At 61.8% G+C, this 18,193-nt stretch carries 19 protein-coding genes; 12 read left to right on the top strand and 7 right to left on the bottom strand.

What is annotated here, in order from left to right; all coding sequences use genetic code 11:
* The first annotated feature begins 3 nt into the window (after window positions 1-3).
* The 4 genes from PAF20_RS15640 (at window position 4) to PAF20_RS15625 (ending at window position 3,686) form a co-directional block, all read left to right on the top strand.
* Window positions 4-297: a YggT family protein gene (locus PAF20_RS15640; protein WP_271071517.1), complete on the top strand. Its 294-nt coding sequence runs from the start codon at window positions 4-6 to the stop codon at window positions 295-297.
* On the top strand, window positions 297-1,100 hold the full coding sequence (locus tag PAF20_RS15635; protein ID WP_271071516.1) for an alpha/beta fold hydrolase: 804 nt from the start codon (window positions 297-299) through the stop codon (window positions 1,098-1,100). The genes PAF20_RS15640 and PAF20_RS15635 overlap by 1 nt, the downstream gene beginning before the upstream one ends.
* On the top strand, window positions 1,097-3,136 hold the full coding sequence (gene recQ, locus PAF20_RS15630; protein ID WP_271071515.1) for a DNA helicase RecQ: 2,040 nt from the start codon (window positions 1,097-1,099) through the stop codon (window positions 3,134-3,136). Before PAF20_RS15635 ends, recQ begins: the two co-directional genes overlap by 4 nt.
* 64 nt (window positions 3,137-3,200) lie before the next feature.
* Entirely contained in the window at window positions 3,201-3,686 is a 486-nt protein-coding gene (locus PAF20_RS15625) for a peroxiredoxin (protein ID WP_271071514.1), read from the top strand.
* Here PAF20_RS15625 and PAF20_RS15620 read toward each other — a convergent pair.
* The 4 genes from PAF20_RS15620 to ruvC form a co-directional block, all read right to left on the bottom strand.
* Window positions 3,683-4,090 carry a PaaI family thioesterase gene (locus tag PAF20_RS15620; RefSeq protein WP_271071513.1) on the bottom strand — a complete coding sequence of 136 codons (408 nt, stop codon included), beginning with the start codon at window positions 4,088-4,090 and terminating at the stop codon, window positions 3,683-3,685. The genes PAF20_RS15625 and PAF20_RS15620 overlap by 4 nt on opposite strands.
* Before the next feature lie 52 nt (window positions 4,091-4,142).
* Window positions 4,143-5,174, bottom strand: a complete 1,032-nt coding sequence (gene ruvB / locus PAF20_RS15615; protein WP_271071512.1) for a Holliday junction branch migration DNA helicase RuvB — start codon at window positions 5,172-5,174, stop codon at window positions 4,143-4,145.
* 77 nt (window positions 5,175-5,251) lie between these two features.
* On the bottom strand, window positions 5,252-5,932 hold the full coding sequence (gene ruvA, locus PAF20_RS15610; RefSeq protein WP_271071511.1) for a Holliday junction branch migration protein RuvA: 681 nt from the start codon (window positions 5,930-5,932) through the stop codon (window positions 5,252-5,254).
* On the bottom strand, window positions 5,929-6,423 hold the full coding sequence (gene ruvC / locus PAF20_RS15605) for a crossover junction endodeoxyribonuclease RuvC (RefSeq protein WP_271071510.1): 495 nt from the start codon (window positions 6,421-6,423) through the stop codon (window positions 5,929-5,931). The genes ruvA and ruvC overlap by 4 nt, the downstream gene beginning before the upstream one ends.
* Before the next feature lie 173 nt (window positions 6,424-6,596).
* On the opposite strand from ruvC, the gene PAF20_RS15600 reads away from it, so the two are divergent.
* From PAF20_RS15600 to PAF20_RS15575, 6 genes are read left to right on the top strand one after another with little or no spacing between them, the layout of a single operon-like run.
* Window positions 6,597-9,455, top strand: coding sequence for a monovalent cation/H+ antiporter subunit A (locus tag PAF20_RS15600; RefSeq protein ID WP_271071509.1), 2,859 nt, complete (start codon window positions 6,597-6,599; stop codon window positions 9,453-9,455).
* Window positions 9,455-9,817, top strand: coding sequence for a Na+/H+ antiporter subunit C (locus PAF20_RS15595; protein ID WP_271071508.1), 363 nt, complete (start codon window positions 9,455-9,457; stop codon window positions 9,815-9,817). Before PAF20_RS15600 ends, PAF20_RS15595 begins: the two co-directional genes overlap by 1 nt.
* Window positions 9,814-11,412: a monovalent cation/H+ antiporter subunit D gene (locus PAF20_RS15590; RefSeq protein WP_271071507.1), complete on the top strand. Its 1,599-nt coding sequence runs from the start codon at window positions 9,814-9,816 to the stop codon at window positions 11,410-11,412. Before PAF20_RS15595 ends, PAF20_RS15590 begins: the two co-directional genes overlap by 4 nt.
* Window positions 11,412-11,900, top strand: coding sequence for a Na+/H+ antiporter subunit E (locus PAF20_RS15585; RefSeq protein ID WP_271071506.1), 489 nt, complete (start codon window positions 11,412-11,414; stop codon window positions 11,898-11,900). The genes PAF20_RS15590 and PAF20_RS15585 overlap by 1 nt, the downstream gene beginning before the upstream one ends.
* Window positions 11,897-12,166: a K+/H+ antiporter subunit F gene (locus tag PAF20_RS15580; RefSeq protein ID WP_271071505.1), complete on the top strand. Its 270-nt coding sequence runs from the start codon at window positions 11,897-11,899 to the stop codon at window positions 12,164-12,166. Before PAF20_RS15585 ends, PAF20_RS15580 begins: the two co-directional genes overlap by 4 nt.
* 9 nt (window positions 12,167-12,175) lie before the next feature.
* Window positions 12,176-12,580: a Na+/H+ antiporter subunit G gene (locus PAF20_RS15575; protein WP_271071504.1), complete on the top strand. Its 405-nt coding sequence runs from the start codon at window positions 12,176-12,178 to the stop codon at window positions 12,578-12,580.
* A 30-nt stretch (window positions 12,581-12,610) separates the two neighbouring features.
* On the opposite strand, the gene dapA is transcribed toward PAF20_RS15575, so the two are convergent.
* A complete protein-coding gene (gene dapA / locus PAF20_RS15570; protein ID WP_271071503.1) occupies window positions 12,611-13,486 on the bottom strand; it encodes a 4-hydroxy-tetrahydrodipicolinate synthase in 876 nt (291 codons plus the stop codon).
* A 133-nt stretch (window positions 13,487-13,619) separates the two neighbouring features.
* On the opposite strand from dapA, the gene PAF20_RS15565 reads away from it, so the two are divergent.
* Complete coding sequence (locus PAF20_RS15565; RefSeq protein ID WP_271071502.1) at window positions 13,620-15,761, top strand: lytic transglycosylase domain-containing protein; 2,142 nt, start codon at window positions 13,620-13,622, stop codon at window positions 15,759-15,761.
* Here PAF20_RS15565 and mnmC2 read toward each other — a convergent pair.
* Complete coding sequence (gene mnmC2 / locus PAF20_RS15560; RefSeq protein ID WP_271071501.1) at window positions 15,758-16,414, bottom strand: tRNA (5-methylaminomethyl-2-thiouridine)(34)-methyltransferase MnmC2; 657 nt, start codon at window positions 16,412-16,414, stop codon at window positions 15,758-15,760. The two genes, PAF20_RS15565 and mnmC2, sit on opposite strands and share 4 nt — an antisense overlap.
* Window positions 16,415-16,459: 45 nt before the next feature.
* Between mnmC2 and PAF20_RS15555 the strand changes: the two genes are divergently transcribed.
* On the top strand, window positions 16,460-17,524 hold the full coding sequence (locus tag PAF20_RS15555; protein WP_271071500.1) for an NAD(P)/FAD-dependent oxidoreductase: 1,065 nt from the start codon (window positions 16,460-16,462) through the stop codon (window positions 17,522-17,524).
* Here the strand turns inward: PAF20_RS15555 and PAF20_RS15550 are convergent.
* On the bottom strand, window positions 17,488-18,168 hold the full coding sequence (locus PAF20_RS15550) for an NnrU family protein (RefSeq protein ID WP_271071499.1): 681 nt from the start codon (window positions 18,166-18,168) through the stop codon (window positions 17,488-17,490). The genes PAF20_RS15555 and PAF20_RS15550 overlap by 37 nt on opposite strands.
* Window positions 18,169-18,193: the final 25 nt, after the last annotated feature.

Here is an 18,193-nt window from a genome sequence, read left to right as displayed (position 1 = left end):
CACATGGCGACTCTTTACCAGGCGATTGACCTGATCCTCAGCGTGCTGTGGTTCCTTATGTTCGCGCATATCATCATGTCATGGCTGATCAATTTTCAGGTCCTGAACCTGCGCCAGCCAATGGTTGCGACGCTTTGGGACGGCCTCAACCGCCTGCTGGAGCCGATCTATGCCCCCGTTCGCCGGATGCTGCCAGATACCGGCGGGCTGGATCTGGCACCGCTGGTCGTCTTTATCATCATAATCATTATCCGGACGGCACTGGCGAACAACGCCGGCTTCTTCCTTGGCTACTGATGCCGAGCAGCCTCTGGAGCAGATCGGAAGGTGATGGCCCGCCGGTCGTGTTCCTGCATGGCTGGATGATGGATCACAATGACGAGGCCGCGACATATGACGCGGCCTTTGCCGACCGAGGCTATCGTCGGATCTATATCGACATGCCCGGCATGGGTGAAAGCGCAGACAGCCCCGTCCCGCATGATCTTGACGCCTATGCCGATTTGCTGGTCACTGAAATTGACCTTCTGACGTCGGGCGAGCCCTTTCTTTTGTCCGGGACATCGGCTGGCGCGCTGATCGCTTGTGGCGTGGCCGCAAGGATGCCGGAAAAGGTACGGGGCCTTCTTTTGCGCGTGCCGCTGGTTCACGGGCCAGAGGATCGACGCGACTTAGATCCGTTCGCACCACTGTCAAACATGCCCTCTGACCAAGAGGCGGGGCGGACTTTACCCACGGATCAGGCACCCCTTATTGCTGATCCCATCTGGACCCGCGACCTTTACCGCAAGCTGCGCGAGCGGGTCGCCCCCGCCATGCGACGCGCCAATCTTGATGCAATTTCCCCTGTCCGCGATGATCCGGTCCGCTATGACCTCCGCCGCAATCTGGACCGTTTCGAACGTCCGGCGCTGATCGTCCTTGCCCGGCAGGACGACAATGTTGGCTGGCGTGATGCGTTTTCCCGCTTTGCGCACTGGTCGCGCGCCAGCCTCGCCTTGCTGGACGCGGCAAGCCACGAATACCCGCTGGACCACCAAATGCCGCTGATGCGCGCACTTGTCGACGATTGGCTGCACCGGCTGGAACTGGCACCATGAAGGATATTGCGGACCAGCATCTGCGCGATATCTGGGGCTTTGACGGCTTTCGCCCTGGCCAGCAGGAAATCGTTTCTGCCGTAGCCAGCAATCAGAACGTGCTGGCCATCATGCCAACGGGCGGCGGCAAGTCGCTGTGCTATCAGCTGCCCGCGCTGATGCGCGATGGCGTGACAGTCGTAATCTCTCCGCTGATTGCGCTGATGCGGGATCAGGTCCGCGCGATGCGCGAGGCAGGCGTAGCGGCAGGGGCGCTGACCTCGGGCAACACGGAAGCAGAGACGGATGATGTTTTCGCAGCCATCCGCGAACGCAGCCTGAAGCTGCTTTATATGGCGCCTGAACGCCTCGCCTCTGGCGGGACGCTGAACCTGCTGCGCCGTGCAGGCGTCACAGCCATTGCCGTGGATGAGGCGCATTGCGTCAGCCAGTGGGGGCACGACTTCCGCCCCGATTACCTCCGCATCGGAGAGCTGAAACGCACGCTGAACGTGCCTCTTTCCGCCTTCACCGCGACCGCCGATGCCGAAACGCGTGCCGAGATCGTCACGCGGCTTTTCGGCGGGGCCGAGCCTGTCACCTTCCTGCGCGGCTTCGACCGTCCAAATATTCATCTGGCATTTCAACCCAAGAACCAGCCTCGCCGCCAGATCATGGATTTCGTCGCCGCGCGTCCCGGCCAGTCGGGCATCGTCTATTGCGGCAGCCGCGCCAAGACGGAAACGCTGGCCGCCGCGCTGAACGCCGCAGGCCATCCCGCGCTGCATTATCACGGCGGGATGGAGGCTGACGCCCGCCGCGAGGCCGAGGCCCGGTTTCAGCGCGAGGACGGGCTGATAGTGGCTGCTACGGTCGCCTTTGGCATGGGCATCGACAAACCCGACATCCGCTGGGTTGCCCATGCCGACCTGCCCAAATCCATCGAGGCCTATTATCAGGAAATCGGTCGCGCAGGCCGCGACGGCGCACCGGCGGAAACCCTGACCCTCTATGGCCCAGACGATATCCGCATGCGCCGCGCCCAGATCGACGAGGGGCTGGCCGAGAATGACCGCAAGGATGCGGACCACGCAAGGCTGAATGCGCTTCTCGGTCTGGCAGAGGCGACCGCTTGCCGCCGTGTGCTGCTGCTGGCCTATTTCGGTGACGAGTCCGAGCCTTGCGGAAACTGCGATCTCTGCCAGAGCCCGCCCGATATCTTCGATGCGACCAAGCCCGTGCAGATGGCGCTTTCGGCCATGTTGCGCAGCGGGGAATGGTTCGGGGCGGGCCATATCATCGACATCCTGACCGGCAATGAAACCGACAAGATACGCGAGCGTGGTCACAGCCGCCTGCCCACATTCGGCGTCGGCAAGGAATGGTCCAAGCCACAATGGCAGGCCATCATCCGCCAGATGATGGGCCGCGATCTGTGCCGCCCCGACCCCTCGCGCCACGGTGCCCTGCATATCACCGAAACCGCCCACCCGATCCTGCGGGGCGAGGCGCAGGTGACGTTGCGCGAAGACAGCATCAAACGCGCCAAGCCCGCATTCACCCCTAAAATGCAGGTCTCCGAAGAAGATGCACCGCTGTTTTCCGCCCTCAAGGCCAAACGCCGCGCTTTGGCAGAGGCGCAGCGTGTCCCGGCCTATGTCATCTTCCCCGACCGGACCTTGCAGGAAATGGCCGAACGCCGCCCGCAGACGCTGGATGAGATGGCCCGGATCAACGGCGTAGGTGCAAAGAAGCTGGACAGCTATGGCGATGCCTTCATATCCGTAATCGCGGGAGAGGCCGCGCCCATGCACCCGCAGCGCCGCGCACTTGCTGGGCGCGAGGCCGGCGCACTCTTCGACCGTCTCGCTGAAACCCAGATGCGGCTGGCGCGAGGCGAAGATGGCACCGAAAAGCCGCTCAGCTGCTCAACCACCCAGCTTCGCCGCATCGCCGAAGCCCGGCCTGCCAGCCGCGAATCGCTGTCCCGCCTGCTTGACGATGCAAGACTGGACCGGTTCGGCGAAGCGTTCCTGCACGACATCGCGTCACTTTGAACCCTTGCCGCCAGGTCGGCATCCGCTAGGCTCTGCCACGAAACCCAAGCGAAAGGATACGCTCATGGCTCTTACCGAAGGTGACAAACTTCCAGGTGGCAAGCTGCTGAAAATGACCGAAGACGGCCCGGCGCAGGTGGACATGTCCGACTATAAGGCCGGTCGCGTCGCCATTTTCGCCCTGCCGGGTGCGTTCACAGGAACCTGTTCGACCCAGCACGTCCCCAGCTTCATGCGAACAGCCGACAAGTTCCGGGAGAAAGGCATCGACCGGATCGTCTGTATCAGCGTCAACGACCCCTTTGTCATGGGCGCATGGGAAAAAGACACCGGCGCGGGCGAGGCCGGGCTGACCTTTCTGTCAGACGCCGATGGCAGCTTCACCAAGGCCATGGGCATGAATTTCGACGCCCCGCCGGCTGGCCTTTACGACCGCTCCAGGCGCTATGCCATGCTGGTCGAGGACGGTACGATCGAAACCCTTCAGGTCGAGGAATCGCCCGGCGAATGCTCGATCTCTGGCGGAGAGGCATTGCTGGAGAAAGCTTAAACCGGGATCATGGTGCCCTGCAGCATGGCAACATGTTTGCGGGTACCGTCTTTCTCGGCAAACACATCCGCGGCGACCACCACGATACGGCGGCCGGCGCGGATCACGCGGCCCTCGGCCACCAGACGATCACCGATAGCGGGCGCCATCAGGTTGATCTTCATCTCAACCGTCATGACCTCTTTGCCCTCTTCCATCATCGTCAGCGCGGAATAACCCGCCGCCGAATCGCCGATGGAAAAGGCCAGCCCTGCATGACCCGCGCCCTGCTGCTGCAAAACCGTGGGCAGAATCGGCGACGTAATCACGACCCACCCCTCCGCAACGCTTTCCAGTTCCGCCCCCAAACTCTGCATCATGGTCTGCTTCGCGAAGCTTGCGCGGACCCTTTCCTCGGTGCTCATTCTTCTTCACCTCCCAATACCCCGGGGTCCGGGGCAGCGCCCCGGCCCGGCCTCAATCCTCGAACAAGGGCTGCTGCGCAGGCGCTTTCGGCGCATTCAGCCCCAGATGCCGCCAGCCTTTCGCCGCCAGCATCCGCCCCCTCGGCGTTCTTGCTATCAGCCCCTGCTGCAACAGATAGGGCTCAATCACCTCTTCAATCGCGTCGCGGCTTTCCGACAAAGCGGCAGAGATCGTCTCGACGCCCACAGGTCCACCGCCGTAATTTTCGGCGATCAGTCCCAGATAGCGCCGGTCTGCCCCGTCCAGCCCAAGGTCATCCACGCCCAGCCGGGTCAGCGCATTGTCGGCAATCGCCCGGGAAATCCGCCCATCGCCCTCGACAAGCGCGAAATCCGCAACCCTCCGCAACAACCGGCCCGCGATCCGGGGCGTGCCGCGTGCACGGCGCGCAATTTCCCGCGTGCCGTCCGGATCGGCACCATATCCCATCAGCCGTGCACCGCGGCGCACGATTTCGTCCAGCTCATCCTCATTGTAGAATTGCAGGCGCGTCGGGATGCCGAAACGGTCACGCAGAGGCGTCGTCAACAGGCCAAGTCGCGTTGTCGCGCCGACAAGGGTGAAAGGCTGCAACTCGATCCTGACCGTCCGTGCGGCTGGGCCTTCACCGATCATCAGGTCCAGCTCAAAATCCTCCATCGCCGGATAAAGGACCTCTTCCACCGCGGGGTTCATCCGGTGAATTTCGTCGATGAACAGCACGTCGCGCGATTCCAGGTTGGTCAGAATGGCCGCAAGATCCCCCGCCCGCGCCAGCACGGGGCCAGAGGTCATCTTGAAGTTCACGCCCAGTTCCCGCGCCATGATCTGCGCCAGCGTCGTCTTGCCCAGACCGGGCGGACCGTGAAACAGCGTGTGATCCATTGCCTCGCCACGACGGCGGGCGCTTTCGATGAACACCGACAGGTTTGCGCGGGCTTCGGCCTGACCGATGAACTCGCTCAGCGCCTGCGGGCGAAGTGCCCGGCCAGTGTCATCTTCTGGCAGAGGTTCCGGGCGCAATGTCGGGTCAGGCGCGGCCATGCAGGTCCAATCTTTTCAAAGCCTCGATCCGTGCTTCGGTTGGCGGGTGGGTCCGATACAGGCTGGACATGGTTCCCCTATTCCTTCGGCGCAAGCGAACGAAGCGCCGCGCGGATCAACGCAGAGGTTGCGGCATCTGGTTCCGCTGCTGCCGCCTGCGCGACGGCAGATGCGGCCTCGGACGGATTATAGCCCAGGTTGGTCAAAGCAGACAGCGCTTCGGATTGCGCAGCGGCAGAGGAAGGCGCATCGGCCGCAGCCTTTGGCGCGACGGGCGCTTTTGCCACAGGCGGCGCATCGTCTTCAATCACTGCCGTTCCGGCATCCACCGTCAGCACACCGCCCAATGCCATGACAGAGGGCGCCTTGTCCTTCAGTTCCAGCACGACGCGCTGCGCCAGTTTCGGCCCGACCCCCTGCGCCTTGCGAACAGCTGCCCAATCGCCAAGCGCAATGGAACGCCCCAGCCCCTCGGCGCCGAGCGTCCCCAATATGGCAAGCGACGCCTTCGCCCCGATGCCCTGAACGGAGGTGAGCAGCTTGTGCCACTCCTTCTCCAGCAGCGTCGGGAAGCCGAAAAGCTGCAACAGATCCTCACGCACGAGCAGATCGGTATATAACGCGACAGCCTGACCCACCGGAGGCAGTCCAGCGGCGGTGCGTTCGCTGATATGAACGATATAGCCGACACCGCGCACGTCGACCATGACATGATCCGCCGCGCGATGCACGATAACCCCTGCGATGCGTCCGATCATGCCCGCACCTTGATACGAATGCTGCGCGATTGCAGGTGATGGGCATGGCAAATGGCGATGGCCAGGGCATCCGCTGCGTCTGCGCAGGCAAAATCCACGCCCGGAAGCTGATGTCGGACCATATGCTGAACCTGTTCCTTTCCGGCATGCCCGACGCCCACAACCGCTTTCTTCACCGCGTTCGGGGCATATTCACCGATTTCAAGCCCAGCCTCTGCCGGGGCAAGCAGGGCAATGCCCCGCGCCTGTCCAAGCTTCAGCGTTCCCACGGCATCCTTGTTGACGAAAGTCTGTTCGACCGCTGCGGCTGTGGGCGCGTGTAAAGTGATCACGGCGCACAAACCGCGATAAAGGCGAAGCAGCCGTTCGCCCAGCTCTCCCTTGTCGGAATGCACGACACCGTTGGCGATGTGACGCAGCCGTGGGCCATCAAGTTCGATCACGCCCCAACCCATATTCTGCAAACCGGGGTCAATGCCCAGCACTCTCATGCCCTGCCTCGTTCCTTCTTTTTCGGAACGCTAGCACGAAACGCGAACATCGTGAAAGGGGTTGGTTTTGTGGCAGGTTTAGGCAAAATGAGACCCCGCCGTCACTGGCGCGGTTTGCTTGACACCAGCAGCGCCATCCCTGACACACGAAAGAAAGTCTCTGTGGAGGACAGATGTCGCCAGCCCTGATTGCAGCGCTGCCCTTCTTGGGCGCACTTTTGCCCGGATTGCTGATACGTTCGGGGCGCAACGTAGCGGCCTCTGCCTGTGCAACAGCAAGTTTTCTGGCTTTGATCGGATTGTGCCTGCACATCCCGACCGTGCTTGCGGGCGGTGTCGTTACGGCTGATTTCGCATGGCTTCCCCAGATCGGGCTGAACGCCAGTTTCCGCATCGACGGGTTGAGCCTGCTGTTCGGCATCCTGATTCTCGGGATCGGTCTGCTGATTATCCTTTATGCGCGGTACTATCTGTCCAAGGACGACCCGGTCGGTCAGTTCTACACCTATCTGATGCTGTTTCAGGGCGCGATGGTCGGCATCGTGCTGTCAGACAACATACTGATGTTGCTGGTCTTCTGGGAATTGACCTCGCTGTCGTCCTTCTTGCTGATCGGATATTGGAAGCACCTGCCAGAAGGGCGTCAGGGTGCCCGTATGGCGCTGACCGTCACCGGGATGGGCGGACTTGCGATGATTGCGGGGATGATGATCCTTGGCAATATCGCTGGCAGCTACAACATCAGCGACATCCTGCAAGCGAAAGAGGCGATCCAGGCTTCTCCGATGTATCTGCCCGCGCTGCTGCTTATCCTTGCAGGTGCGTTCACCAAATCGGCCCAGTTTCCGTTCCATTTCTGGCTTCCGCACGCGATGGCGGCACCCACCCCGGTATCGGCTTATCTGCACAGCGCCACGATGGTGAAGGCCGGGCTGTTCCTGATGGCGCGGCTTTGGCCGGTGCTGGCAGGTACTCCGGAATGGTTTTACATCGTTGCGACGACTGGGCTTGTGACGATGCTGATCGGTGCGGTCATAGCGTTGTTCAAGGATGACCTGAAAGCCCTGCTGGCCTTTTCCACGGTCAGCCAGCTTGGCATGGTAACGATGTTGCTTGGACTGGGAACAGAGGCAGGCGCAATCGCCGCCGTCTTCCACATCATCAACCATGCGACGTTCAAGGCCGCACTGTTCATGACCGCCGGGATTATCGACCATGAGACCGGAACACGCTCGATCCGTATTCTGGGCGGGTTGCGCAAGCTGATGCCGTTTACCTTCGCAATCGGGACCATCGCCGCATTGTCGATGGCGGGCATTCCGCCGCTGAACGGCTTCATCTCGAAAGAAATGATGCTGGAGGAGGCCGCGCACACAGTCTGGGGCGCCTATCACAGCGCATTTCTGATTGTCGCAGGAATCGCCGCCACATTCTCTGTCGCATATTCCTTCCGTTTTATCGTGCAGGTCTTCATGGGGCCGGAGCGCGAGGAATATCCGCACCACCCGCATGATCCCGGCCCCGGCCTGTGGCTGAGCCCGGTCTTTCTGGTGGTGCTCGTCGTGCTGATCGGCCTGATGCCCATGACGATGGCCGGCTGGCTGGTCACCGCGTCTGCCAATGCCGTGACCGGACTGGATACACATCCGCATCTTGCGCTGTGGCATGGCATCAACACCGCACTGATCACGTCGTGCATCGCGATTGCCTGTGGCGCGCTGCTGGTTCTGTTCCACAAGCCGCTGCAGACCATCTGGGACGCAATGCCCCGGCCAGAGGCGAAAACGATGTTCGACAGCGTCATTCGCCGGGCGGCAAGATGGTCGCAGATTGCAAACGACGCGCTGCATGATGGACGCATGGCACGCGGGGCCAGCATGATGGCGTTGACCGTCGTCATGGCGGGCGTTTTCGCATGGGCGACAGGCGCGACCGGCCCGGCCACCCGAGAAATATTGCCGATCGAACCTGTGCCGGCCATCGGCTTTGTCCTGCTGATCGCGGCGACTGGCTGCATGGTCGCCTTCCACCGCAACCGCCTGATGGCACTGGTGCTGATCGGGATCGTCGGGCTGATCGTATCCTGCGGGTTCATCTATCTTTCCGCGCCCGACCTTGCGCTCACTCAGATCTCGGTCGAGGTGGCAACCGTCATGCTGATGCTGCTGGCACTGAATTTTCTGCCCAAGCGGACATGGGTCGAAACCGGCGGGTTGCGTCGCGGGGCCGATGCGCTGATTGCCACGGCCGTGGGTCTTGGCTTTGGCGGATTGGCCTATGCCATCATGCGCCGCGACTTCGCGTTCGAAACGATCTCGAAATACCATCTGGAAAACAGCCATGACCTTGGCGGCGGCGATAACGTGGTGAACGTCACGCTGGTGGACTTCCGGGGCTATGATACCTTTGGTGAGATCACTGTTCTGGGTATCGCGGCCCTTGTCATCTACGCCATGACTGAAACGCTGATGAAGGGGGCGTCGTCCCGTCGTCTGGCAAACTGGCGTCGCGATCAGCGACGGGCGGGCGACCGGCACCCGCTGCTGCTGGTTGTCGCGACCCGGCTGATCCTGCCGATTTCGCTGACCGTTGGTCTGTTCATCTTCCTGCGCGGCCATAACGAGCCCGGCGGCGGCTTCGTTGCGGGCCTGATCGTCGCAATCTCTTTGCTGATGCAATACATGGCCTCGGGCTTTGCCTGGGCGCAGGAACGTCAGCGCGTGCCATTCCATGCGATGATCGGCGCGGGTGTCGTCGTGGCCGCCGCGACCGGGATCGGCGCGTGGCTGTGGGGGCAGCCCTTCCTGACCTCTAACTATACCTATGTGAAACTACCTTTCCTGGAGGAGTTTGAGCTTGCGACTGCAATGGCCTTTGATCTGGGTGTGTTCCTTTGCGTCCTTGGGGCAGTGATGCTGGCACTTAATTCATTGTCGCGCATCGCCCGCCGCGCCGGAGAGCCCGTCAATCAAGAGCCGATGGATATCGACCCGTCACGCAATGATACGCATAAAACGGGGGAGGCAGTCTGATGGAAGCCCTTGTCGCAATCGCCATCGGTGCCATGACCGCAGCAGGGGTATACCTTGTCCTGCGCCTGCGCACATTTCCGACCGTGATCGGTATGACCATGCTGTCCTATGCCATCAACCTGTTCCTTGTGACCACGGGGCGGCTGGCCGTAGACAAGCCGCCGATCCTTCACGGCCACGGCAATCTGACCGACTATACCGACCCACTGCCGCAGGCGCTTACGCTGACGGCCATCGTGATTTCCTTCGGGATGACCGCCGTCGTCGTGCTACTGGCGCTCGGCGCGTTTATCGAGGGCGGCGACGACTATATCGACATGCCAGAATCTGACCGGCGCGAAACCGGGGGCGACCACGAATGAGCCACTTTATCATTGCTCCTGTCGTCCTGCCGGCGCTGATCGGGGGCCTTATCATCCTCTGGATGCGGCATGACATGCTGTTGCAGCGCGTGTTCTCAACCGCGGGATCTGTGCTGCTGCTGGGCGTCTCGCTGTATCTGGCCTATTATGCGAGCGGGGGGGACATTTTCGTTTACCGCCTTGGCAATTGGCCTGCACCTTTCGGCATCGTGCTGATGCTGGACCGGCTGGCGGCGCTGATGATGGTGCTGACAGCCTTCCTCGGGCTGGTCGTGCAGCTTTACGGGATCGGCTCTGGCTGGGACCGGAAGGGCTGGCATTTTCACGCGCTGTGGCAGTTTCAGATGATGGGCGTCATGGGTGCCTTCCTGACCGGCGATGCCTTCAATCTGTTCGTCTTCTTCGAAGTCCTGCTGATCGCTTCTTACGGGCTGATGATCCACGGCGGCGGCGGGCTGAGACTGCGCGCGGGTGTTCAATATGTCATCATCAATCTGCTTGGCTCGACCCTGTTCCTGGCTGCGCTTGGCACCCTTTATGCGGTGACCGGCACGCTGAACATGGCCGATATGGCCGTAAAGGTCGCCGAAATGCCGGCAGAAGATACCGCCCTGCTGCGCACCGGGGCTGTACTTCTGATGCTGGTGTTCGCCATCAAGGCGGCACTGGTGCCCCTGCATTTCTGGCTGCCATCGACCTATGCGAACGCGCCGGGGCCCGTTGCGGCACTGTTCGCCATCATGTCGAAGGTCGGCGTCTATGCGATCATCCGCTTCTACACGCTGGTTTTCCCCGGCGATTCCGTGGTCGAGCATATCATCGCCGACATGCTTCTGCCCGCCGCGCTGATCACGCTGGTGGTGGGTCAGATCGGAGTCCTTGGCGGACGGCATCTTGGGCGCGTGGCCGCAATGTCTGCCGTTGCATCCATTGGCACGCTGGTCATCGCGGTGACGATGTTCACGCCCGCCTCTATCGCGGCGGCGCTGTACTACACCATCCATTCGACATTGTCGGCGGCGGCGCTGTTCCTGATCGCGGACATGGTCGCCGCGCGACGTGGGGGAGAGCTTTGGCTTTCGCTTCGACCCAAGATCCGCGACAGCGGCCTGATTGCCTCTCTGTTCTTCATGACGGCCATCGCAATCGCCGGGATGCCGCCGCTGTCGGGGTTCATCGGCAAGCTGCTGATCCTTGACGTCACGCGCCCCGATCCGTGGTGGATCGGCATCTGGTCGACGATCCTTGTCACCTCGCTCTTTGCCATTGTCGGCTTCGGGCGCGCGGGCTCTACCCTGTTCTGGCTGCCGTTCCAGTTGCAGCGGATTGAACGGCAGGCCGAGGCCGAAGGCAGACCAAGACCACAGGGTCCGATCCCGCCCAAGCTGGAACCGGACGAGCACATTCAGGATATCGAGGATGCCGTATCCCCCGCGATGACCTTTGTCTCGACCGGGGCATTGTTGGCCGGACTGGTTCTGCTGACCGTGTTCGCTCGCCCTGCCATGCAGATGACCGATGCCATCGCAGAACAACTGTTTGACCCGGCACCATATGTTTCCTCTGTCCTGATCGAACAGGAGGGGGCGCGGTAATGAGACGTTTCTTCCCACATCCCTATCTGTCCGTCCTGCTGGTCCTAGTCTGGCTTCTGCTGGTCAATGATTTCCGCTGGGGGTCACTGACCTTCGGGCTGATACTGTCGATCCTGATCCCCGCGCTGATCGCGCCCTATTGGCCGCTGCGCCCGTCGCTTCATGCGGGCGGCAAGCTGCTTGGCTATACCGGTCTGGTGGTCTGGGACATCATCATCGCGAATATCGAGGTCGCGAAGATCGTGCTGTTCAAGCCGAACGATCAGCTTCGTCCGGCATGGATCACCGTCCCGCTTGAACTACGCTCGCCCGAGGCGATTGCAGTTCTTGCCGGCACGATCACGCTGACACCCGGCACAGTAAGCTGCGATCTGTCCGAATGCGGCCACGCGCTTCTGGTCCATTGCCTTCACGCGCCCGAACCGGAAGCCGTCGTGACCGATATCAAGACCCGCTACGAGGCCCGCCTGAAGGAGATCTTCGCATGATCGAATATGCGCTTTTATTTGCCTTCACCTGCTATGGCGTCGGGTTGCTGTTCAACCTGTATCGCGTCGTCATAGCGCCCGGCGTGCCGGACCGGATTCTTGCGTTGGATACGATGACGATCAACATGATTGCCCTGCTGACATTGTTCGGCATCCGCCAGGGCACAGAGATGTATTTCGAGGCAACGCTGCTGTTTGCGATGGTCGGTTTCGTCTCGACCGTCGCCTATGCGAAATTCATCCTGCGCGGCAACATCATCGAATAGGGGACGGATATGGATTTTGTATTCGAGATTATCGTCACCGCCCTGCTGGTCATCAGCGGGATATTCGGCTTCGTCGGCTCTTACGGGCTGGTCAAGCTGCCAGAGCCGATGACGCGACTACACGCCCCGACCAAGGCCGCAACACTGGGTGTCGGCGCGGTGCTTATGGCCTCGATGATCTATTTCGCGTGGTTCGGCGACCATCTCAGCTGGCATGAGCTGATGATCACGCTGTTCATCTTCCTGACCGCGCCTGTGACCGGCCTGATGATCGCCAAGGCCAACATCTTCCAGCAATGGACGAAAGAGGAACTGCCACCGACTGGAACCGGCTCTGGCTGGGCCACGCTGTCGGACGGGCCCAGCATCATGGATGACGGCGCGGATTCGCGTCTGACCCACGAAGGCGACTGACAGTAGCGCGCGCTGCCGCGCGCGGCCTTATCAAAGGATGCCAGCGTGGCGCATTGCCTCATCAATGCGGGTTTTGGTGGCTTGGGTCAGACCAACGAGCGGTAAGCGTACGCGCTCATTCCCGATGCCCAGCCTGGAAAGCGCGTATTTCGCACCGACCAGACCCGGCTCCAGGAAGATCGCGATGTGCAGCGGCATCAGCTTGTCCTGAAGCTCCAGTGCTTTGGCGTAGTCTCCGGCAAGCGTTGCTGCCTGAAATTCAGCACAGATTTTCGGCGCGACATTGGCTGTCACGCTGATACATCCCGTGCCGCCATTGGCGTTGAAGACGAGCGCGGTGTCGTCATTGCCGGACAGTTGGATGAAATCCGTGCCGCATGACATACGCTGCTGGCTGACGCGTTCAAGCTTTCCCGTCGCATCCTTCACGCCCGCAATACGCGGTAGTTGCGCAAGCTCACCCATCGTTTCAGGCGTCATATCGACCACAGAACGTCCGGGAATGTTATAGATGATGATCGGCAGATCGGTCGCTTCGTGGATCGCGGTGAAATGCGCGATCAATCCCGCCTGCGTCGGCTTGTTGTAATAGGGCGTGACTACCAGAACGCCATCCGCGCCCACGCTTTCCGCGTGCTGCGCAAGACCAATCGCCTCTCGTGTGGAATTTGAGCCTGCACCCGCAATTACCGGCACACGACCGTCGGCGATACGGATCACCTCTTCCACGACCTTGCGATGCTCATCATGGCTGAGCGTCGGCGATTCACCGGTTGTGCCACATGGCACAAGACCGTTGCTGCCCTGTTCGATCTGCCAGTCGACGAATTTCTTCAGCGTGTCCAGATCCAGTTCGCCGTCCGAGGTGAACGGCGTGATCAGCGCGGGCAAGGACCCTTTGAACATGACACGCTCCTGTTGCATGTGGTTGAAAAACTGGCGGGACACTAGCCTCAGGTGCAGCAATTGCCAAGCTTGTGAATTGAAGGTCGCGGGCAGAAGGCACAGATTGGGCGGGATGATGTATCCTTTTCGAAACATGCTTTGCATTTCCCTGTTCATATCCGCGGTCGCAATGCCTGCCCGCGCGGAATCGGTTCGCGAACTTGCAACCGCGCTGACTGCGGCCGGCGCAAGTAACTGGGAAACGGCGCAACAGGCCGCCGCCGCGTCTGGTCCGGTGGCCGAAAGCCTGATCGAATGGCATGCGCTTCGGGCCGGTCAGGGCAGCTTTGCGGATTATCTGGCCTTCGCACGCGATCATGCCGACTGGCCGGGGATGGAGCTGCTGTACCAGCGGGGCGAGGCGAAGATTCCCGACAATGCCTCTGCCCGGGACGTGATGGACTGGTTCGCGGCGCATGAGCCGCAGACCGCCCGCGGCGCGATGGCACTGATCGCGGCGCTTCGTGACGACGATGCGGTTGCGGCCAGGAAGCTCGCGCAGCGCATCTGGCTGAGCCTGCCGATGACCGCGCCAGAGGAAGCCGCATTTCTTTCGGCAAACCGCGACCTTGTTGAAGACCTGAACGACGCACGGGTCTTTGCCCTTCTGGACCAGCAGGAATGGCAGGCGGCGCAGGTCGGGCTTGCCCGAATGTCGGTTGCCGAACGCCCGCTGGCCGAAGCGCGGATAGCCACACAGGCAAGACGTGGCGGCGTTGATGCTTTGATCCTTGCCCTTCCCGAAGCACAGCAGGACGACCCGGGCCTTGCGATGGACCGGTTCGTCTGGCGCGTTCAGGCCAAGCTTCACGATCTGGCGCGAGAACTGATGTTGGAGCAATCCGGCTCTGCCGAGGACCTGCGCCGGCCCGAGGTCTGGGCAAGCGCGCGTGCGGATTACTCGCGTGCAGCGATGCGTGACGGTGATTGGGCAGCCGCAGAAGAAATCGCAAAGGCGCATTTTCTGGAGCCCGGCACGGAAGCCTTCGCCGATCTGGAGTTTCTGGCGGGCTATGCAGCGCTTCGCGGCGATGCGCCGGACCGTGCACTGGTCCATTTTCAGCATCTCGCCGATGGCACCAGCAGCGTCATCAGCAAGACGAGGGCGCTTTACTGGCAGGGCCGCGCATATGAAGCCGCCGGAAGCGCAGATCAGGCGCGGGCTGCGTTTGAACAGGCCGCATCGATGCAGACCGCATATTATGGCCAGCTTGCCGCCGAGCGGATCGGCGCCCCCACGGACCCGGCCTTGTCGATCCCCGGTCGGGCCGAGGCTGCATTGCCGCAATGGCGGCGGTCTGAACTTCGCGAGAACAGCGTCTTTCAGGCCGGCGTGTTCGCCTTCGCCGCAGGTCAGCCCGAGCTGGGCCAGCGGTTTTTTCTGCACCTGTCAGAAATTGCGGCGCCGGAAGACATCGCGCGGATGGCGCGGCTGACGCTGGAAATGCGCTATCCATGGTATGCGTTGCGTCTGGCTAAACGCGCAGCGGGGCAGGGTGCTATTTATCCCGCCGCCTATTTCCCACTGACCGGGCTTGAGGGTGAAGACCTTGGTCTGCCACCGGAACTGGTCATGTCGATCTCTCGCCAGGAATCTGAATTCAATCACACGGTGTCGTCACATGTCGGTGCGCTTGGGCTGATGCAGCTGATGCCGGGAACGGCCCAGCAAATGGCGGATAAGGTTGGCGTCGGCTATGATCGGGCGGCCCTGACAAGAGATCCCTATTACAACGCGCAGCTTGGCGCGGCCTATTTGCAGACGCTGCGCGATCGCTTCGGGCCCTCATCCGCGCTCGTGGCGGCGGGATATAACGCCGGGCCCGGTCGCTCTCGCCAATGGACGGAAAGATTTGGTGATATCCGGACCGATGCCGACCCAGTTGATTGGGTCGAGATGATCCCATTTGACGAGACGCGCAACTATGTCATGCGCGTGACAGAGGCATTGCCGGTCTATCGCTCTCGCATCGCGGGGCATCCGGTCGCACTGACGCCGACTAAAGATCTGACCGGGGACGGCTTCGTGCCGCCACCGCCAAAGCCGCGCCAGACATTGGCCGAGGTGCTGACCCAATCGCGCCGCCCGCCCCGTGAGGGCGACGAAATGTCGTCCGAGGCTGAAGCCTTTGCCGTGGCAGAGCAGGGCGTTGTGTCCGAGGCTGCGGCACCCGCGCCCGACGCAACCCGCCCGACACCAAGACCGGAAACGCTTTCCGCCGAGACGGACGGTTAACGCTTTCGGCCCCTGCTCATATGCCGTTTTCCGGCAAAGCCCGGCGCACGTTCCACATCGAAACCCGCCGCCTCCAGCGAGCGGCGGACGTGACCGGCTGCTGAATAGGTCGCGAAGGTCCCGCCCGGCGACGTATGTGCGCCGACCTCTGCCATCAGCGGCGCCCCCCAAAGCTCGGGGTTCTTGGCGGGCGAGAAGCCATCCAGAAACCACGCATCCGCGAGCCCGTCCCAGTCTGGCAGCGCGTTTCGGGCATCCCCAACGATCAGATGCACATCCACCGTCCCGACGGAAAAACGACGTTCCGCGACACCATCGCGCAGTTCGGCAGACAACGCGGCAAGGTCCGGGAACGCTTCATGCGCGCGCTCAAGCTGGCCGGCATCCATCGGAAAAGCCTCAAAGCTGGTGAAGCGAATGGGCACATCCGCAATTTCCGCAAGCGCCAGCAGGTTCAGGCCCGTGCCAAAGCCCAGCTCGGCAATATGAAAGCCCGGCCTCAGCCTTTCCGGCAGATCGTTGCCGGTCAAAAAGACATGTCGCGTTTCGGCCAGACCACCGGCAAGGCTGAAATACGGATCGTCGAAACGAGAGGAAACCGGCACGCTGCCTTCGCGCCATTGCAGTTCCGGTGTCTGGTCCTTGGTCGTCATCGGCGCTAACTCCTTCAGGGGCAGCACTGGCGAAAGGGCGCGGAAATGGCAAGCATCACAGTCGTCGGGGCGGGAATCGCGGGGCTGTCGCTCGCGTGGGAGCTGACTCGGCGCGGCCAGCATGTGCGCGTGCTGGAGAAGCAGGGTATCGCCGCCGGATCGTCAGGCGGAACGGTGGGCGCGCTTGCACCCCATGCGCCGGAAAGCTGGAACGCGAAGAAGCAGTTTCAGCTTGAAAGCCTGCTGTCGGCGCAGGATTTCTGGACGGAAGTCGGTGATGTGGGTGGGGTCGACCCCGGTTATGCGCGGACAGGCAGGGTTCAGCCGGTGGTCAGTGGTGATTTGCCCAAGCTTCACGCCCGCATCGAAGGTTCAGAACACTTCTGGGACGGTGCGGCACGGATGTGGCTGACGCAAGAGCGTCCGAACGGCTCGCTTTGCCCGCTTAGCGCCGATGGATGGTGGCTGATGGACGATCTGACGGCTCGTATCTCGCCGCCCGACGCGTGCAATGCGTTGGCGGCGGCGATCCGCAGACGAGGTGGAGAAATCGAGCTTGGCGCTGTGGCAGAAATCGAAACTACGTCTACACCTGCCCTCTGGGCGACGGGGGTCGCGGGACTTGAGCAACTGGGCGAGGACCTTGGGCGCAAGGTCGGTCAGGGCGTGAAAGGGCAAAGCGCGTTGCTGGCATTCGATGCCGCCGCTTCGCCTCAGGTCTTTGCTGACGGCCTGCATGTCGTGCCCCATTTCAACGGCACGGTCGGGATCGGTTCGACTTCCGAAAACAGCTATGCGCATGATCAGGTCGACCACCTACTGGACGATGTAATCACAAAATCGCGGGCCATTTGCCCGGAACTGGCCGATGCGAAAGTCATTTCCCGTTGGGCAGGCATTCGTCCGCGTGCTAGATCACGAGCCCCTCTGGCAGGAGGCTGGCCGGGGCGACCGGGGCATTTCGTTCTGAATGGCGGCTTCAAGATCGGGTTCGGCATGGCACCCGCACTTGCCCGCGTCATGGCCGATCTGGTGCTGGATGGGCGCAATAACCTGCCGGAAGGATTTCGCCTTCAGGGCAATGGCGATGGCCCGATCAGCAGCGGGTGAAGGTGTATCAGCGCGGCCCATACCAGCAGCGTGATGAAAAGGCGTGGCAGCGATGGCAGGCCCCTTGGTCGCCAGCGGCCCGTCAACAGCGCCGCGCCGGGCCAGAGCGAACTATGCGCCGCCAATCGCTGGAAATCCGGCAGAACGCGGCGTGCGCGGGCCTCGGCCGCGAAAACGCCTGACAGTGCGAACAGCAGCAATGGGGCGAACAGCATGACATGGGCGAGATCGCCGTTGACCAGCAGATGCGCCCCGGCCCAGAGCGCAAAGGCCCACATCAGCGGATGGCGCGTAAAGCCGACGATACCGGGGCGTTCCGGATCGAACCCCTCTGACCTGCCGCCGAAGGCAAACGGGTTTCTCGCGCCAACGGCAAAGACCGTCAGTGCAATGGCAAAGGGCATCGCAAAGTTGACCAGCCATCTTTGCCAAAGCTGTTGCGGCCAGATCTCAACATAAGGCGCACGTCCCGCAGCCCTCAGCAGCCAGTACAGCAACCCCAGTGACAAGAGGCTGAACCCGATCAAATAGCCAGTTCTGCCCAGTATCGCGACCAGCCTTGCTTTCAAACCGGGCCGCATGGGGATAATATGGGCAGCCAGAAACGCTGCAAATGCGATGGAAACTTCTGTCCAGCCAGACATGTTCGCCTCCGTCTTGAGATCGTGC

It is taken from the genome of Paracoccus albus, from assembly GCF_027913035.1.
Lineage (GTDB): Bacteria > Pseudomonadota > Alphaproteobacteria > Rhodobacterales > Rhodobacteraceae > Paracoccus > Paracoccus albus.
The sequence above is the reverse complement of the archived record's forward strand: the minus strand, read 5'-3'. Positions and strand labels throughout refer to the sequence as shown.

Excerpts from the sequence above, each read along its gene's own strand:
- PAF20_RS15640 (WP_271071517.1), top strand. The coding sequence starts at position 4 with ATGGCGACTCTTTACCAGGCGATTGACCTGATCCTCAGCGTGCTGTGG.
- PAF20_RS15635 (WP_271071516.1), top strand. The coding sequence starts at position 297 with ATGCCGAGCAGCCTCTGGAGCAGATCGGAAGGTGATGGCCCGCCGGTC.
- recQ (WP_271071515.1), top strand. The coding sequence starts at position 1,097 with ATGAAGGATATTGCGGACCAGCATCTGCGCGATATCTGGGGCTTTGAC.
- PAF20_RS15625 (WP_271071514.1), top strand. The coding sequence starts at position 3,201 with ATGGCTCTTACCGAAGGTGACAAACTTCCAGGTGGCAAGCTGCTGAAA.
- PAF20_RS15620 (WP_271071513.1), bottom strand. The coding sequence starts at position 4,090 with ATGAGCACCGAGGAAAGGGTCCGCGCAAGCTTCGCGAAGCAGACCATG.
- ruvB (WP_271071512.1), bottom strand. The coding sequence starts at position 5,174 with ATGGCCGCGCCTGACCCGACATTGCGCCCGGAACCTCTGCCAGAAGAT.
- ruvA (WP_271071511.1), bottom strand. The coding sequence starts at position 5,932 with ATGATCGGACGCATCGCAGGGGTTATCGTGCATCGCGCGGCGGATCAT.
- ruvC (WP_271071510.1), bottom strand. The coding sequence starts at position 6,423 with ATGAGAGTGCTGGGCATTGACCCCGGTTTGCAGAATATGGGTTGGGGC.
- PAF20_RS15600 (WP_271071509.1), top strand. The coding sequence starts at position 6,597 with ATGTCGCCAGCCCTGATTGCAGCGCTGCCCTTCTTGGGCGCACTTTTG.
- PAF20_RS15595 (WP_271071508.1), top strand. The coding sequence starts at position 9,455 with ATGGAAGCCCTTGTCGCAATCGCCATCGGTGCCATGACCGCAGCAGGG.
- PAF20_RS15590 (WP_271071507.1), top strand. The coding sequence starts at position 9,814 with ATGAGCCACTTTATCATTGCTCCTGTCGTCCTGCCGGCGCTGATCGGG.
- PAF20_RS15585 (WP_271071506.1), top strand. The coding sequence starts at position 11,412 with ATGAGACGTTTCTTCCCACATCCCTATCTGTCCGTCCTGCTGGTCCTA.
- PAF20_RS15580 (WP_271071505.1), top strand. The coding sequence starts at position 11,897 with ATGATCGAATATGCGCTTTTATTTGCCTTCACCTGCTATGGCGTCGGG.
- PAF20_RS15575 (WP_271071504.1), top strand. The coding sequence starts at position 12,176 with ATGGATTTTGTATTCGAGATTATCGTCACCGCCCTGCTGGTCATCAGC.
- dapA (WP_271071503.1), bottom strand. The coding sequence starts at position 13,486 with ATGTTCAAAGGGTCCTTGCCCGCGCTGATCACGCCGTTCACCTCGGAC.
- PAF20_RS15565 (WP_271071502.1), top strand. The coding sequence starts at position 13,620 with ATGCTTTGCATTTCCCTGTTCATATCCGCGGTCGCAATGCCTGCCCGC.
- mnmC2 (WP_271071501.1), bottom strand. The coding sequence starts at position 16,414 with ATGACGACCAAGGACCAGACACCGGAACTGCAATGGCGCGAAGGCAGC.
- PAF20_RS15555 (WP_271071500.1), top strand. The coding sequence starts at position 16,460 with ATGGCAAGCATCACAGTCGTCGGGGCGGGAATCGCGGGGCTGTCGCTC.
- PAF20_RS15550 (WP_271071499.1), bottom strand. The coding sequence starts at position 18,168 with ATGTCTGGCTGGACAGAAGTTTCCATCGCATTTGCAGCGTTTCTGGCT.